This is a genomic window from Pasteurella atlantica (assembly GCF_963693435.1).
Taxonomy (GTDB): Bacteria; Pseudomonadota; Gammaproteobacteria; order Enterobacterales; family Pasteurellaceae; genus Phocoenobacter; species Phocoenobacter atlanticus.
The window spans coordinates 64,116-79,980 of record NZ_OY856306.1; the positions used below are offsets into that span (position 1 = coordinate 64,116).

Annotated in this window: 15 protein-coding genes; 5 read left to right on the top strand and 10 right to left on the bottom strand. The window is 34.7% G+C overall.

Going from position 1 to position 15,865, the window contains the following annotated elements:
* Nucleotides 1-77 precede the first annotated feature (77 nt).
* From mutM to U9966_RS00330, 4 genes are all read right to left on the bottom strand, one after another.
* A complete protein-coding gene (mutM, locus tag U9966_RS00315; RefSeq protein ID WP_306347508.1) occupies nucleotides 78-890 on the bottom strand; it encodes a bifunctional DNA-formamidopyrimidine glycosylase/DNA-(apurinic or apyrimidinic site) lyase in 813 nt (270 codons plus the stop codon).
* 65 nt (nucleotides 891-955) lie between these two features.
* Nucleotides 956-2,155 carry an ATP-binding protein gene (locus U9966_RS00320; RefSeq protein WP_306347507.1) on the bottom strand — a complete coding sequence of 400 codons (1,200 nt, stop codon included), beginning with the start codon at nucleotides 2,153-2,155 and terminating at the stop codon, nucleotides 956-958.
* Between the two features lie 305 nt (nucleotides 2,156-2,460).
* On the bottom strand, nucleotides 2,461-3,501 hold the full coding sequence (locus U9966_RS00325) for an extracellular solute-binding protein (protein ID WP_306347506.1): 1,041 nt from the start codon (nucleotides 3,499-3,501) through the stop codon (nucleotides 2,461-2,463).
* Nucleotides 3,502-3,658: 157 nt separating this feature from the next.
* Entirely contained in the window at nucleotides 3,659-4,009 is a 351-nt protein-coding gene (locus U9966_RS00330) for a carboxymuconolactone decarboxylase family protein (protein WP_306347505.1), read from the bottom strand.
* 144 nt (nucleotides 4,010-4,153) lie between these two features.
* On the opposite strand from U9966_RS00330, the gene U9966_RS00335 reads away from it, so the two are divergent.
* Nucleotides 4,154-4,435 (top strand): ArsR/SmtB family transcription factor, encoded by a 282-nt coding sequence (locus U9966_RS00335; protein ID WP_306347511.1) that lies wholly within the window; start codon nucleotides 4,154-4,156, stop codon nucleotides 4,433-4,435.
* Nucleotides 4,436-4,444: 9 nt separating this feature from the next.
* Nucleotides 4,445-4,969, top strand: a complete 525-nt coding sequence (locus U9966_RS00340) for a rhodanese-like domain-containing protein (RefSeq protein ID WP_306347504.1) — start codon at nucleotides 4,445-4,447, stop codon at nucleotides 4,967-4,969.
* A gap of 69 nt (nucleotides 4,970-5,038) precedes the next feature.
* Here the strand turns inward: U9966_RS00340 and nhaA are convergent, their stop codons facing one another.
* Nucleotides 5,039-6,199 (bottom strand): Na+/H+ antiporter NhaA, encoded by a 1,161-nt coding sequence (nhaA, locus tag U9966_RS00345; protein ID WP_306347503.1) that lies wholly within the window; start codon nucleotides 6,197-6,199, stop codon nucleotides 5,039-5,041.
* A 156-nt stretch (nucleotides 6,200-6,355) separates the two neighbouring features.
* Here nhaA and U9966_RS00350 point away from each other — a divergent pair, with 156 nt between their 5' ends.
* Nucleotides 6,356-7,300 (top strand): 2-hydroxyacid dehydrogenase, encoded by a 945-nt coding sequence (locus tag U9966_RS00350; protein WP_306347502.1) that lies wholly within the window; start codon nucleotides 6,356-6,358, stop codon nucleotides 7,298-7,300.
* Nucleotides 7,301-7,445: 145 nt separating this feature from the next.
* On the opposite strand, the gene upp is transcribed toward U9966_RS00350, so the two are convergent.
* From upp to ppc, 4 genes are all read right to left on the bottom strand, one after another.
* Nucleotides 7,446-8,072 (bottom strand): uracil phosphoribosyltransferase, encoded by a 627-nt coding sequence (upp, locus tag U9966_RS00355; RefSeq protein WP_211598544.1) that lies wholly within the window; start codon nucleotides 8,070-8,072, stop codon nucleotides 7,446-7,448.
* A 132-nt stretch (nucleotides 8,073-8,204) separates the two neighbouring features.
* Nucleotides 8,205-8,597, bottom strand: a complete 393-nt coding sequence (gene rpsI, locus U9966_RS00360) for a 30S ribosomal protein S9 (RefSeq protein WP_211598546.1) — start codon at nucleotides 8,595-8,597, stop codon at nucleotides 8,205-8,207.
* 16 nt (nucleotides 8,598-8,613) lie between these two features.
* Nucleotides 8,614-9,042, bottom strand: coding sequence for a 50S ribosomal protein L13 (gene rplM, locus U9966_RS00365; RefSeq protein WP_211598548.1), 429 nt, complete (start codon nucleotides 9,040-9,042; stop codon nucleotides 8,614-8,616).
* Between the two features lie 194 nt (nucleotides 9,043-9,236).
* Nucleotides 9,237-11,891, bottom strand: a complete 2,655-nt coding sequence (ppc, locus tag U9966_RS00370; protein ID WP_306347501.1) for a phosphoenolpyruvate carboxylase — start codon at nucleotides 11,889-11,891, stop codon at nucleotides 9,237-9,239.
* A 244-nt stretch (nucleotides 11,892-12,135) separates the two neighbouring features.
* Here ppc and U9966_RS00375 point away from each other — a divergent pair, with 244 nt between their 5' ends.
* Both U9966_RS00375 and ygfZ read left to right on the top strand, forming a co-directional pair.
* Nucleotides 12,136-12,999, top strand: coding sequence for a YicC/YloC family endoribonuclease (locus U9966_RS00375; protein WP_211598552.1), 864 nt, complete (start codon nucleotides 12,136-12,138; stop codon nucleotides 12,997-12,999).
* Nucleotides 13,000-13,011: 12 nt separating this feature from the next.
* Nucleotides 13,012-13,851 carry a CAF17-like 4Fe-4S cluster assembly/insertion protein YgfZ gene (gene ygfZ, locus U9966_RS00380; RefSeq protein ID WP_306347500.1) on the top strand — a complete coding sequence of 280 codons (840 nt, stop codon included), beginning with the start codon at nucleotides 13,012-13,014 and terminating at the stop codon, nucleotides 13,849-13,851.
* Here ygfZ and mnmC read toward each other — a convergent pair.
* On the bottom strand, nucleotides 13,848-15,848 hold the full coding sequence (gene mnmC / locus U9966_RS00385) for a bifunctional tRNA (5-methylaminomethyl-2-thiouridine)(34)-methyltransferase MnmC2/FAD-dependent 5-carboxymethylaminomethyl-2-thiouridine(34) oxidoreductase MnmC1 (protein WP_306347499.1): 2,001 nt from the start codon (nucleotides 15,846-15,848) through the stop codon (nucleotides 13,848-13,850). The genes ygfZ and mnmC overlap by 4 nt on opposite strands.
* Between the last annotated feature and the right edge of the window lie 17 nt (nucleotides 15,849-15,865).

A 15,865-nucleotide genomic window follows, 5' to 3' on the forward strand; every position in this document is an offset into this window, starting at 1 on the left:
ATTTAATTTTTTTGCTATTCGATGTTTTTTAATTCAATTTGAATGTTTTTTGTAAATTTTTATTAAAATGTGACCGCTTATTTTTGACAATAATCACAATAAAACGTATTGCGTTGCCCGATGATTTTTGTCTTAATTTGGTTTTGGCACTGATTACATTCTTCGCCTTTGCGTCCGTACACCTGTAAAACTTGTGTAAAATAACCTGGTTTGCCGTCTGGTTGGACAAAATCTTTCAAGGTTGTACCACCCTGCTCTATCGCTTTGATTAAAACTTGCTTAATTATCGTTACTAATAAGTGAGATTGTTCCTTTGTTAAGGTGCAAGCTAATCGCTCAGGCAGAATTTTTGCTAAAAATAAACTTTCACACGCATAAATATTCCCTACGCCCACCACAACGGCATTATCCATTATGAACTTTTTAACTGCCACTTTTCTCTTTCTACTCTTCTTATATAGGTAATCGCCATTAAATTCTGCTGAAAGGGGTTCTAATCCGAGTTTTTGAAAAATGGGCATTTGTGAAATTTTTTCCGCCCATAGCCACGCACCAAATCGGCGTGGGTCGTTATAGCGTAACACAATGCCATCTTGTGTAATTAAATCAACGTGATCGTGCTTGCCAACGTCTTTGGTTTCTTTTTCTAAAATACTCAATGAACCCGACATTCCAAGATGAATAATAATTTCGCCTTTTGTGGTGTGAATAATCAGATATTTAGCTCGGCGTGAAATTGCGGTAATTTGGGCATTTTGCATTTCGCTCAATTCATTACTCACCAACCAACGCAGCTGCTTTTGGCGAATAATAATCTCTTTTATGGTTTTTCCCACAAGATGAGAGGATATTCCTCGCACGCTAGTTTCAACTTCGGGTAATTCTGGCATTTTGTTTTCTCTTCTATATATAAGGATAAGATTTTGCAAATAGTAAATAAAATCTGACCGCTTACTTACTGTAATAAAAAATCAATAATATTCTGATGAATGATTCCATCTTGACTGAAATCGAGGTTATCCATTGAAAGGACATATTTTGGATAATTATCGCTGATATTTTTATATACCCCAAATTCTCGTTCTCTGGTTTGTTCGGTTGCCATTAAATAAGAAACTTGATAATAGATAATTTCTTTATCTTTTCTCGCAATAAAATCGATTTCTTTCGTACCAACCTTACCGATTTCAACTTGGTAGCCCCTAGAAATCAATTCTATATAAACAATATTCTCTAAGGTTTTTTCAATATCTTTAATATTAGAATATCCCTTAGACTGTCGAAAACCGTGATCAGTAAGATAATATTTTTCATCTATTTTTAATGTTTTTTTACCTATAAGATCGTATCTCGGCACTTTTTTAATAATAAAAGCCATTTGGCAATATTCTAAGTAATTTAAAACGGTATCGACGGACACTTCTCGGCTTTCACTTTTTAAATACTTTTTAATGCTACTGGCTGAAAAAGTTGCACCGATATTTTGAATGACAAAATTTAGAATACGATTAAATATATCAACATCACGTATTTTGTTATAATTTAAAACATCTTTTACTAAAACTGTATTATAAACATCCTGCAAATATTTATAGCTCGTTTCTTCCTCTAAATTAAAATACCTTAAAATTGGCATTCCGCCAACTTGTAGAAATTTATTAAATAATTCATCTCTATTTAAGTTTGTTTCAGTATAAACCATTAAAAATTCATCAAATGTAAAGGGCTGTATTTCAAATTCTACATATCTCCCTGCTAATAATGTGGCTAATTCTCCTGAAATGAGTTTTGAATTTGAACCTGTAATATAAATATCACAATCTCTATCTACTCTTAAACCATTGATGACTTTTTCCCAATCTTTTACTAACTGAATTTCATCAAAAAAGAAATAAACTTTGCCTTTCATTCCTTTTAAGTTTTCAGTCAAATACTTAGCTAACGCATTAGCATCATTAATATGTAAAAACTCTAACGACTCAAAATTAATATAAATTTTTTGCTCAGTAGGAATTGTCGCTAATATTTCATTTTTTATAATCGTTAAAATTGTTGATTTTCCTACTCGTCGCATTCCAGTTAATACTTTGATCACGGATTTATCAACAAATTTCTCTATTTTTTTAGTATATTTTGGTCTAACAACATATTTCATAGATAACCCTTATTACATTACTTTAATGCTTAGACTATAATAGAAAAAAATACAAAAATCAATAACGATTTCTATTATAATCGATACGTTTAAAATTTTATGATTTATATAGATTATAATAGAAACAAGCCATTTTTTGTATTCAATTGCTATTTAGTAAACGGTCGGATATACGCAAACAAGTTTGCTAATCCAACCCTATAAATTTATAAATAAAAAACCTGTCGCAAATCATCTGCAACAGGTTTTTGTTAAGTATGAAAAACGGTAAATTTTTATAAAAATCTGACCGCTATATTTTAACCTTAGTTACTGGTTCTTAATTTATTCCAGTATTTTTCATACACTTCAATCGCATCGCCTACATCTGCTTGGGCAATGCCTTTTTCAAGCTCTTCTTTTGGTGGGAATAATACTTTATCTGCTAATTGTTCTGGGGTTAATAAATCTCTTACTCCTTCGTTTGGCATTGAGAAACCTAATTTTTCAATCACAACTTTTGCACTTTCTGGACGTAGTAAGAAGTCAATAAATTTATAAGCTGCTTCTTTATTTTTAGCAGTATTTGGAATAGCGTAGTTATCCATCCAGACAATCGCTCCTTCTTTTGGGTAAATAAAGGTTAAATTTGGGTCTTCTTTTTGACCTAAATATGCCGAACCATTCCAAATCATTCCGATTGATACTTCACCTTGTAAAAATGGCATTTCAGGTGCATCTGAATTGAAGGTTAATACATTTGGAATTAAGGTTTTTAAACGCTCATAAGCGGTTTTGATTTCTTCTGGGTTAGTGGTGTTTGGTGATTTTCCATCTAATAATAGTGCCATATGGAACACTTCACGAGAATCATTCATTAACTGTAATAAGCCTTTATATTCAGGTTTCCATAAATCTGCCCAGCTAGTTACTGTGGTTAGATCAATTTCTTCTTTATTAACACCAATACCTGTTAAACCGAAAATATAAGGTAATGAGTAATCATTTTTAGGGTCAAAACTTTGCCCCATTAATTCTTTACTCACATATTTAAAATTGGCTAATTTTGTTTTATCTAATTTTTCTAACATTCCTTCTTTTGCCATTTTGCTCACATAATAGCTTGAAGGGAACACGATATCATAACCTGCACCTTGAGTAAGCTTCATTTTTGAATACATTTCTTCATTACTTTCAAACGTAGAATAGATCACCTCTATCCCTGTTTCTTCCGTGAATTTCTCTAATAAGCTTGAAGGTACATATTCAGTCCAGTTATAAACATATAATTTTTCTGTAGCTTGTGCAGAAACCGCCACACTTAAAGTTGTAATTGCAAAAAAGAGTTTTTTAATTAATTTTGTCAATTTAATATCCTTAACGTTTAAAATTGTTATACTAATAGGGGAACGAGTATAACGTTTTATAAACGAATTTACCAACAATAAAAGGGACGGTTTTTTATTCTGCAAACCGAATAATATGCAAAAAACAAATTAAATCATACCGCTTGTCATATTAAAACTATTCTTTTTCTCCACCAAATTCTTCGTATGCCATTAATGCTTCTGCAGCAGTCATCACTGATGGACCACCACCCATATAAATAGCAACTTGTACCATTTCCATAAATTCAGCACGAGTACAACCTGCTTTAACGAGAGCTTTTGCATGAAAACCTAAGCAACCTTGACAACGCATTGCAATCGCAATAGACATTGCCATCATCTCTTTTTGTTTAAATGAAAGCGCATCTTCTTTTAATGCAGATTGTGCCATTTGGCTAAAACCTTGCATTGTATCTGGGATAGCAGAGCGAAGTTGTGCTAATTTTTGATTAAGGGCTTGTGTTAGTTCTGTGTAATTGTGACTCATTCTTTTTCTCCTAAATTATAGTTTATAAAAACAATATAAATGATATCAGGTTTTTATGTTATGTAAAAGTACTCACATCAAATAAAATATGTTATTATAAATAAAACAATGTTGTTTAGTATGGAGGTTTAAGGCGTGCAAGAAATGATACAAAATGCTGAAGATACAGCTTCTCAATTAAAAATTATTGCTAATCCTTATCGACTAATGGTGCTATGTGCGTTAACAGAAGAGAGTAAAAATGTCTCGGAATTAATGAGTTTAACAAATGCTCCACAGACGCTAATGTCTAACCATCTAGCGGTTCTTAGAAAAGCGGGAATTATTGATTACAATAGAGATCACCGCACTCTAAATTATTATCTTAAAGATCCTCGAATGAAAACATTATTAGAAACATTACATAATGTTTATTGCAATAGCTAAGGAGCAAAAATGAGTAATCTGAAAACAGTTGAAGCAACACAATTACAACAATGGTTAGCCTCTGGTGAAGCCATTTTGGTTGATGTGCGTGAACCAAACGAATTTACCGAGTGGCGTATTCCTCAAGCAATGTCTATGCCACTAACCTACATTGATAAGCATATTCCACATCTTACTAATGAAAAACGTAAAATTGTATTCCAATGCTTAAAAGGTAAACGTGGAGAAATGGCAGCAGAACAAGCGATCAAACAATTACCTGATGCTGAAATTTATAATTTAATCGGTGGTATTGAAGCGTGGGATAACGCCAACTTAGACGTTATTCGTGATCTTGATAAAGGAAAAATGCCAATGTTCCGTCAGGTTTTAACTGCCGCAGGAACATTTAATATTGTATTCTCTTTACTTGGTTTTAGCTCAAATTTAGGAACAACTTTGACTCTTTTCTTAGGCTGTGGCTTAGTATTCGCTGGAGTAACGGGAAAATGTGGAATGGCAATGTTATTACAAAAAATGCCTTGGAATAAATAATACAATAACGCAATAATAAAAAGCGAGATCTAAAAGGTATAACCCTTAATGATCTCGCTTTCTTTTTATCTATTTAGTCGTTTGACGTAATAGTATATAACCAAAGATGGCAGAGACTATTGAACCAATTAAAATCCCTACCCTAGATAAAATATTTAAATTTTCTCCTGCTCCATCAATAAAAGCAAGGCTGGCAAGGAACATCGACATTGTAAACCCAATACCACATAAAAATGCAACCGCTAAAATCTGTTTAAAATTAATTCCTTCTGGCAAGGTGGCAATACGGAATTTTACAGATAGATAGCTAAATAAGAATACCCCTAATGGTTTACCAACAATTAGACCAAAAACAATACCGAGTGGCAGAGCTGATGTCACCATTGATAAACTCACTCCATTTAAATTTACTCCAGCATTCGCAAAAGCAAATAATGGTAAAATAAAGAGTGAACACCAAGGTACTAAGCTATGTTCCAATTGATGTAATGGACGTTCACCATTTCGTCCTTTTAGTGGAATACAAAAACCGATAATTACACCTGCTAAAGTCGCGTGTACGCCTGATTTTAATACGGAAGCCCACAATACCAAACCCACCAATATATAAGCCCCAATAGAACTCACTTTACATTTTCCCATTATTGCCAATATAACAATAGCAACACTTGCTGAAATAAGAGCTGTCATACTCAAGGTATCAGAATAAAAAATCGCAATAACAACAATTGCCCCTAAATCATCAATAATAGCCAATGCCAATAAAAATACTTTTAATGCTAACGGCACTCTCTTTCCTAGCAATGCAACAATCCCCAATGCAAACGCAATATCTGTTGCCATTGGAATTGCCCAACCTTTTTGCAATTCAGGACTGGTATAGGTAATCATATAAAAAATAAGGGCGGGGATAACCATTCCACCAATAGCTGCAATGGCAGGAAAAATAGCTTGTTGATAACTTGAAAGAGATCCCTCAAATAACTCTCGCTTCACCTCTAACCCTACTAAGATAAAAAATACTGCCATAAAACCATCATTGATCCAATGTAATAATGATTTATCAATTTCAAAATGCCCTACTTGAATAGAAACAGGCATATTCAAAAAACTAGTATAAAGTGAATTTAAACCCGTGTTTGCAAATAGCATTGCCACAAGAGCTAATACAAATAATAAAATCCCACTGATTGGCTCTTTTTTTAAAAGAGATTGAATTGCTAACAGCATTATATTACGTCCTTTTTGTATGTATTTATCAATAAAACTTTTCTTTTATCACAAGAATAGTCTCAATAGAGAGAATATTTGACATTTTATTTTTATTGTTCGATTATAGCCTTTTTATCATAGATAGCATAATAATTAAATAATAGGGGAATTTTTATGTTAAATATCGTATTTTTAGAAAGTACAGCCATACCTAGCACGCACAGCATTCCACGTCCGCAATTTCCACATAATTGGATTGAATATTCTCATACCTCCGCTGATGAGCTTTACGAAAGAGCCAAAGATGCTGATATTGTGATTATGAGTAAAATTATTTTTAATCGTGAAATAATGTCAAAATTACCCAAATTAAAACTTATTGCTGTTACAGCAACAGGTACAAATAATATTGATTTGGTTGCCGCTAAAGAGTTGGGAATTGAGGTTAAAAATGTGACAGGTTATTCCAGTGTCACCGTGCCTGAACACGTACTTGGTATGATTTTTTCATTAAAACATCAACTTATTTCTTATCATAAAGACCAAGTTTTAACCGACCGTTGGGCAACCTGTGGACAATTTTATTATGCTGATTTTCCAATTACCGATATCCGTGGTTCAACCATTGGTATTTTTGGTAAAGGTTGTTTAGGAACAGAAGTGGGACGTTTAGCCGAGCTTTTAGGAATGAAAGTACTTTATGCAGAACACAAAGATGCAACAATCATACGGGAAGGATATACACCATTTGAAACAGTATTAAAAGAATCGGATATTGTTACTTTACATTGCCCTTTAACAGAAACTACACAAAATCTTATTAATGCAAAAACCCTAGCTTTAATGAAACCTAATGCTATTTTAATCAACACGGGGCGTGGTCCTTTGGTTGATGAAATAGCATTACTTGACGCATTAGAAAATGGCACAATTTCAGGAGCTGGCATCGATGTAATGATTCAAGAACCCCCACAAATTGATAATCCATTAATGCAAGCAGCAAAAAATTTACCTAATTTGTTAATCACTCCACACGTTGCTTGGGCAAGCCAGTCTGCAACTGCAACATTATGTAATAAGGTGGCTCAGAATATTGAAGATTTTGTGAAAACTTTGTAGGCAAGATAAAAAGGTAAGATTTTTGTAGATCTAAGAAAACAAAAAGTATTTTACCACTATATTTTATCTACTATGCCAAAAAATCAAAAAACCTCTTCTAGATTTAGAAGAGGTTAAATGTTTTTATTTAGCAGATCAAAAATTATTATTTTGTACCAAATATTTTATCTCCCGCATCACCTAGACCTGGAATAATATAACCTTTTTCATTTAAGTGATCATCAATAGAAGCAGTATAAAGTTCAATATCAGGGTGTGCTTTCTCAAGAGCTGCAATCCCTTCTGGTACCGCAACTAACACTAAAACTTTAATATTGTTACACCCTGCTTCTTTTAAAAGATCGATAGTTGCAATCATTGAACCACCTGTAGCTAACATCGGATCAACGACAATTGCTAAACGTTCACTTACATCATTAGTTAATTTTTGAAAATAAGGAACTGGCTCTAAAGTTTCTTCATTGCGATACATACCTACAACACTAATTCTTGCACTTGGCATATGTTCAAGTACCCCATCCATCATTCCAAGACCTGCTCGTAAAATAGGGACAACTGTTACTTTTTTACCTTTAATTCGATCAACTTCCACATCACCATTCCAACCTTCAATAGTGACTTTTTCTGTCTCTAAATCAGCGGTTGCTTCATAAGTCAGTAAGCTACCAATTTCAGTAGCAAGTTCTCGGAAGTGCTTTGTGTTTACATCAGCGGCACGCATTAAACCTAATTTATGTTTAACGAGTGGGTGTTTTACTTCAACAATTTTCATAATTAACCCCTTTGTCTTAGAAATAAAATAATACTCGATCGAATATTCTAACAGACTTTTTAATATAAGGGGAAATAAAAGAAATAAAAAAAGCAGAGATTGCTCTCTGCTTTTGGAAACGAAAATATAGAATTAACGTTTTGAGAATTGTGGACGACGACGTGCTTTGCGGAAACCCACTTTTTTACGTTCAACGCAACGAGCATCGCGAGTAACGAAACCTGCTGCACGTAATGCTGGGCGTAAAGACTCATCATATTCCATCAATGCACGTGTAATACCATGACGGATTGCACCTGCTTGACCAGAAATACCACCACCTTTAACCGTAATGTAAAGGTCTAATTTATCAGTTAATTCAACTAACTCTAAAGGTTGACGAACAACCATACGTGCGGTTTCACGACCAAAATACACGTCTAATGAACGGTTGTTGATCTCAATTTTACCGCTGCCCGGTTTGATAAATACACGAGCTGAAGAGCTTTTGCGGCGACCTGTGCCATAATTTTGATTCTCTGCCATTTTGTTTGCTCCGTGATTAAATGTCTAAAACTTGAGGTTGTTGTGCTGCGTGGTTATGTTCTGAACCTGCATACACTTTTAATTTACGATACATTGCACGACCTAAAGGTCCTTTTGGCAACATACCCTTAACCGCAATTTCAATCACAGCTTCTGGACGACGTTGAATCATCTCTTTAAAGGTAGCTTGTTTGATACCACCGATATAGCCAGTGTGCCAGTAATAGATCTTATCGCTTTCTTTTCTACCTGTTACTGCCACTTTTTCTGCATTGATTACTATAATGTAATCACCTGTATCCACGTGTGGAGTATATTCAGGTTTATGTTTACCACGAAGACGGCTAGCGATTTCAGTCGCTAAGCGACCTAAAGTTTTGCCTTGTGCATCTACTACATACCAGTCACGTTGTACGGTTTCTGGTTTTGCTACAAAAGTTTTCATTAATTTAATACCAATATTTAATAGTTATTAACCCAATACTCGAAATGAGTATTACCTAAAAGTTCAAACCTAACCCCTTCGAGTTCGCTTAAACAAAACTTGCTTGGCGGGAAAACCAAGCAAAACAGGGTTCGGCAATTGTACAGATTTTAAGTTTAAAACTCAATAAGTATTTTTTTATATTAATGATAACATTACCCTGTATTACGCATTCCTGCAGCAATACCCGTAATCGTAATCATTAGAGCTTGTTCTAAAATTGGATCTCTATTTTCTTCATCTTGGTTACGCAAACGGTGTAATAATTCCACTTGCAACAAATTAAGAGGATCAGTATAAACATTACGCAAACGAATGGATTCCACGACTTCGGGCAAGTCTCCCATTAAACTATCGTGATGAGCAAGCTCCATAATGGTGTCTATATCTGATTGAAGTTGTGCCCTTAATGTTTTCCCTAAATTATGTAATTTCGGATCCACAAGACGTTGATCGTAATGCTCCGCTAACCATAAATCTGCTTTAGTAAAGACCATTTCCAGCATTCCAATACGAGTTGAAAAGAATGGCCACTCTGAACACATTTCACTTAACAATGCTTTATCTCCCTCATCCATTAATTGACGCAATGCTGTTCCTGCACCTAACCAAGCGGGTAGCATTAAACGATTTTGCATCCAAGCAAAGATCCAAGGAATTGCACGCAAGCTTTCTACTCCTCCATTTGGATTACGTTTTGCAGGACGAGAACCTAGTGGTAATTTGCCTAATTCTAGCTCAGGGGTTGCACTGCGGAAATAGGGCACAAAATCCGCTTCACCACGTACAATATTACGGTATGCTTCACACGAAATATCTGATCCTTTCTCCATCATCTCTCGCCACACTTGTTTTGGTTCTGGTGGTGGGAAAATATTCGCTTCTAAAATCGCACTCGCATACAATTCTAAACTTTCTAGGGCAACGATAGGTAAACCTAATTTAAAGCGGATCATCTCACCTTGCTCAGTTACACGTAAACCATTTTTCAGTGAGCGAGGTGGTTGTGAGAATAACGCTGCGTGAGCGGGTGCACCACCACGACCGATTGTACCTCCACGTCCGTGAAATAAAGTTAATTCAATGCCATTTTTCTCTGCCAAATTTACAAGAGCTTCTTGTGCCTTATATTGTGACCATGAGGCAGCTAACATCCCCGCATCTTTTGCTGAATCTGAATAACCGATCATTACCATTTGTTTATTAGCAATAATGCCACGATACCAGCCAATATTAAATAATTGTGTCATTACTGATTCGCAACGATCTAAATCATCCAAGGTTTCAAACAATGGCGCAACTGGAATAGAAGGTTTACAACCTGCTTCTTTTAATAATAAATGTACCGCTAACACATCAGAGGCTTCACGTGCCATTGAAATAACATAAGCAGAAATCACACCTTCTGGTTGCTCGGCAACCACTTTACAAGTATCTAAAATTTCTTTGGTGTCTGCACTTGGTGTCCAATTTGTTGGAATAAGTGGGCGGCGAGAGTTTAATTCTCTTACTAAAAAGGCTTGTTTATCTTCTTCTGACCATTGTGAATAATCGCCTAAACCAATATAACGAGTAATTTCAGCAATCGCCATTTCGTGGCGTGTACTTTCTTGACGAATATCTAAACGAGATAAACCAATACCAAAACAACGAATACGACGTAATGTATTTAATAATTCACCATTTGCTACAATTCGCATTCCACAACTATGCAATGATTGGTAACAATCATACAAGGGTTCCCATAATTGCTCATCACTGGAGATAATTTCATCTTTATGAACAGTTAAATCTTTACCGTCTAACACTTCGGTATAATAAGCAACAGTGTTAATCAATTTTGCACGTAATTCTTTTACAACAACACGATAAGGTTCTAAATGTAAACCGTATTTTTCGCTAAATTCAGGGGTACATTCTACGATTGAAAGCTCATCGGCTAATTCTCTAATATCATTTAAAAATAGTTCTGCAGCTTTACGACGACTCATTGCAAGCACAGTGCGAGTGGTTTCGTGTGTAACAAAAGGGTTTCCATCACGATCTCCCCCCATCCAAGATGAAAAACGAATAGGCGTTAAACCTACGTTATGTTGCACACCAAAATTTTTCTCTAAATGAAAATTTAATTGACGACAAAATTCTGGCACCGCTTTCCATAAGCTACTTTCAATCACTGCCATTCCCCATTTTGCTTCATCAATCGGCGTTGGACGTTGCGTACGAATTTCATTGGTATGCCACGCTAATGCGATCATTTGCATCAAACGACGTTTTAAACGAATAACCTCAGGTTCTGGCAAATCATTATGTTCTAAACGGCTCAAACAACGGTTGATTTCAACGTGTTTTCCAACTAAAGAGCGACGTGTAACTTCTGTTGGATGTGCTGTTAAAACTAACTCAATCAATAGTTTTTCGACTGTTTGCACGACTTTTTCAACGGGTACATTCTCTTCTTTTAAACGTTCGAATAATTTTCCTAATGAACGTTCACCAAATGAGGATTGATTACTATTACGAGCAATCATTTGGTACTGTTCTGCAATATTAGTTAAATTTAAGAACTGGTTAAATGCACGCGCTACTGGTAATACATTCTCCGTTGAAATAGTAGAAAGAGTATCTAATAGTTGTTCTCTTGATTTCTCATCTCCAGCACGAGAAGCTCTTGAAAGCATTCTAATATTCTCAATTAGATCTAAAATTTCACTTCCCTGAGCATCTTGGATAGTTTCCCCTAAAAAATTTCCTAGCATATTTATATTACTGCTTAGTGTATTTTTTACTGATGTGGTATGTTGCTTCATTATTTTGCTTCCTTATAATAAAAAATTTACTGACTGTAGGTATACCGTAAAATGCTTTTAAAAGCAAAACCAAACATTAAGAAATTAACACTATACTGATCTCTCTCAACTAAAACGGTGAAATGATTAAGCTTTATTTAAAATAATTACTTTAAACACAGGCTATGTTAATCTGATGTTTTAGTTTAAAATACCACAATATAACTACCAATGTAGTAGCATTAATTATAAAAGGAAATTCATAATGATTTATAGTATGACTGCTTTTTCACACCTTGAAATAAAAAAAGAGTGGGGATCTGCCGTTTGGGAGCTTCGCTCTGTAAACCAACGTTTTTTAGATACTTATTTTCGTCTACCAGATACTTTTCGTCATTTAGAAATGACCTTACGTGATCGTTTAAAAGCCAGTCTAACTCGTGGTAAAGTAGAATGTAGTTTAAAAATCGAGCTTAATAATAATCAAAATAATGGGTTAGCTCTCAATCAAGAGTATGCCACTCAAGTTATCAATTCCTTAAAATGGCTTAAAGCTACAGCTGATGAAGGCGAAATAAACCTTGTTGATGTACTGCGTTATCCTGGTGTCGTTGATAATGCCAATCAAGATTTTGATCAAATTGCTGAAGATTTATTAACTGGCTTTGAACAAATTCTTAGTGATTTTATTGCAATGCGAGGGCGTGAAGGTGAAAGTTTACATAGTTTAATTCAACAGCGTTTAGACGCAATTTCCATTGAGGCGACCAAAGTACAAAATCAAATGCCAGAAGTATTACAATGGCAAAAAGAACGTTTGCAACAAAAATTTGATGAACTGAATGTACAGTGCGACCCACAACGTTTGGAGCAAGAAATGGTGTTAATTGCTCAAAAATCTGATGTCGCAGAAGAATTAGATCGTCTACAATTACATGTAAAAGAGACAACCGCAATCTTAAATAGAGGCGGAGCTGTTGGGCGTAAATTAGATTTTATGATGCAAGAATTAAATCGTGAAGCGAATACGTTGGCATCAAAATCAATCAATAATGAAATTACGAATTCTGCAGTAGAATTAAAAGTCTTGATTGAACAAATGCGTGAACAAATTCAGAATTTAGAATAAAACGGAAAAGTAATGATTTATCTAAAACAATATAAAGTAATTGAAGTTGCAGGACTTGATGCACAAAAATTTCTACAAGGACAACTCACTTGTGATGTTGCAAAATTAGAAATGGGTAAACAAACATTAACGGCTCACTGCGATCCGAAAGGTAAAGTCAGTGGCTTATGGCGTTTATATCGACAATCAGAAAATCAGTTTTTAATCATTATTCATCAAGATTTGTTACCTGAAGCGATAGATCAATTAAAAAAATATGCCATTTTTTCAAAAGTGACTTTTACTGAAAAGCAAATCTTTGTTTATGGTTGTATTGAACAAAATATAAGCGGTGAGATTTTTGCAAAAATTTACCAAAATCATACCGCTTGTCAATTGGAAGAAAATTCATCTCGTCATATTATTTTAAGTGAACACCCCCTTGATGCAACTGAAAACAGTGAATATTGGGATCTGCTTGATATTCAAAATGGTATCCCTATTTTATTAAAACAAAATAGACTCACTTTTATTCCTCAAGCCTTGAATTTACAAGATATTGAACAGGCGATTTCATTTAAAAAAGGCTGCTATATTGGGCAAGAAACCGTTGCAAGAGCCAAATATCGAGGAGCAAACAAAAGAGCAATGTTTACTCTCGTTGGCACACTTTCTGAAAATTCCTCATTACCTGACATTGGCTCAGCGGTTGAAATGCAATTAGGTGAAAATTGGAAATCTACGGGAACAATTTTATATAGTCTTATTGCAGATAACCAACTTTGGGTGCAAGTGGTATTAAATAATGATATAAGTACAGAAAATATATTTCGTATCAACGAAACAAAATTATCTTTGTTTAAAAATAATTAGATAGGCGTCCCTTTTAACTGTTTTCTTAACCATACACGATTAGGATTTAAGGCGTGCCATAAATCTTCACTTAACGGAATAGGTTCATTGCAAATTTGACTAGCAAGTAGTTCTCCAAGCAATGGGGCGGTAGTTAAGCCACGAGATCCTAAACCAACAATGGTATAAAGTTGTGGATAAACAGTAGCAGTTTCAATCGGTTTTCTGCGACGGCGAAGGTTAAATAAATTATTATATTGCTCTCGCTGTTTGCCTAGATGACCCACTAAGCCTACCATTGGAATACGATCTCTTAATGTCGCTCGCACCCCCATTCTGGCGAGATTTTGTGAATAATCAATTTCTTTATTCCAATCACAAGCGGTGACATTTTGTTGTAATTTTGCAATATTTTGCTGATGTTCTTCTAAACTAAAATGGGTATCTGTATTATCACGTACGTGGCTTGCACCGATACAATGTGTTCCTTGTGCTGAAACAGGGGTTAAATAACCGTCGTAACATAAAACGGTTTTTAATTTTTGTAGCTCTGGGGTTGTAGGAAATTGGCTAACTTGCCCACGTACTGCATAAAGAGGAATACCTTCTGTCTGAGTGAAGTCTTTGAGTTTATGTCCATTGGCTAGCACTAAGGTTTGATGAGCAAAGGTTTGACCATTATGTTGCCATTGCCAAAGGTTATCTTTAAAAACAGGGCTAGTTACTTCGTGATTAAGTACGATTTTTAAGCCTTTTTTCTCTAAATACGCAAAACTGTTTTGTACAAATTGAATCGGCGATAGCCAACCTGCACGAGGAATAAAACCTCCACCATTGGTGACAGGTAATCCAATTTTGTCACTTAATTGCTCAGCATTACATAAATGAAAGAGTGAATGATCATAGTTAAGATTGGCGAGCTTTTGTAGTTTATTCTGATTTTTTTGATTGTAGCCATAAATTGCCACGCCACTTAAATTATGTTCAAAATCAATATGGGGTTCTAGTTGTTGAATTCGTTGCAACGCATAATCAAAGCTATGCACATAAAAACGGATATTTCGTTCATCATCATCACTGAGTTGCGGATAAATAGCACCTTGTTTATTGCCAGAAGCATTTTGAGCTAAAGCACTATCTTTACAGTATAAAGTGACTTTTTTACCTTTTTCTAATAAGGATAAACTTAAAAATAGGCTTGCAATTCCGCCCCCAACAATCGCAATATTGTCCGTTTCAGGTTGTGGTTGCTGATAATAATAAGGGACTTTAATCGCTGATCTTTCACTTTGTGGTGGTTTTTCACCCCATAACATTTCCCGTTTTTTACCAAAACCTTTACGTTTTTTAACATCAAATCCAACTGCCTGTAATCCTCTACGCACAGTACTTGCCGCAGTGAAAGTCGCAAATGAGCCACCATTTTTGGTTAAGCGAAACATTTGCTGATATAAGCTTTCACACCACATTTGTGGATTTTTATCTGGTGCAAAACCGTCTAAAAACCACGCATCGATTTTCTCATTATATAAATCACCAAGTTGTGGCAGGTTATCTAAAATATCTCCAAACCAAAGATCAAGATAAACATTATCAAAATGATAACGCTGACAACCTGTTTGCCAGACATTCCAACAAGCGGTCAGATGTTGTGAAAAATTTGCAAATTGTGGATAATTGCTATGAATTTTCGTTAATTGTTGTGAAGTTAAAGGATATTTCTCAAAAGAGATAAAGTATAAACGTTGTAATATGTGAGTAGGATTTCGTTGTTTAAATTGCTGGAATTTTTCTGCCACTGCAAAAAAGTTTAATCCTGTTCCAAATCCTGTTTCTGCGATAACAAAGGCTGATTGAGTGTGATTTTGCCATTTTTCCCACAATTGATTACCTTCTTGGAAAACATAAAGACTTTCAGCAAGACCATCTTGAGTCGAAAAATATATATCATTAAATTGCGTTGAAAAAGGTGTGTTATCCGTATTAAATAAAATGGTGGCAAAAGTAAGTTTAGACATTTTTGGTAAATTTCTAT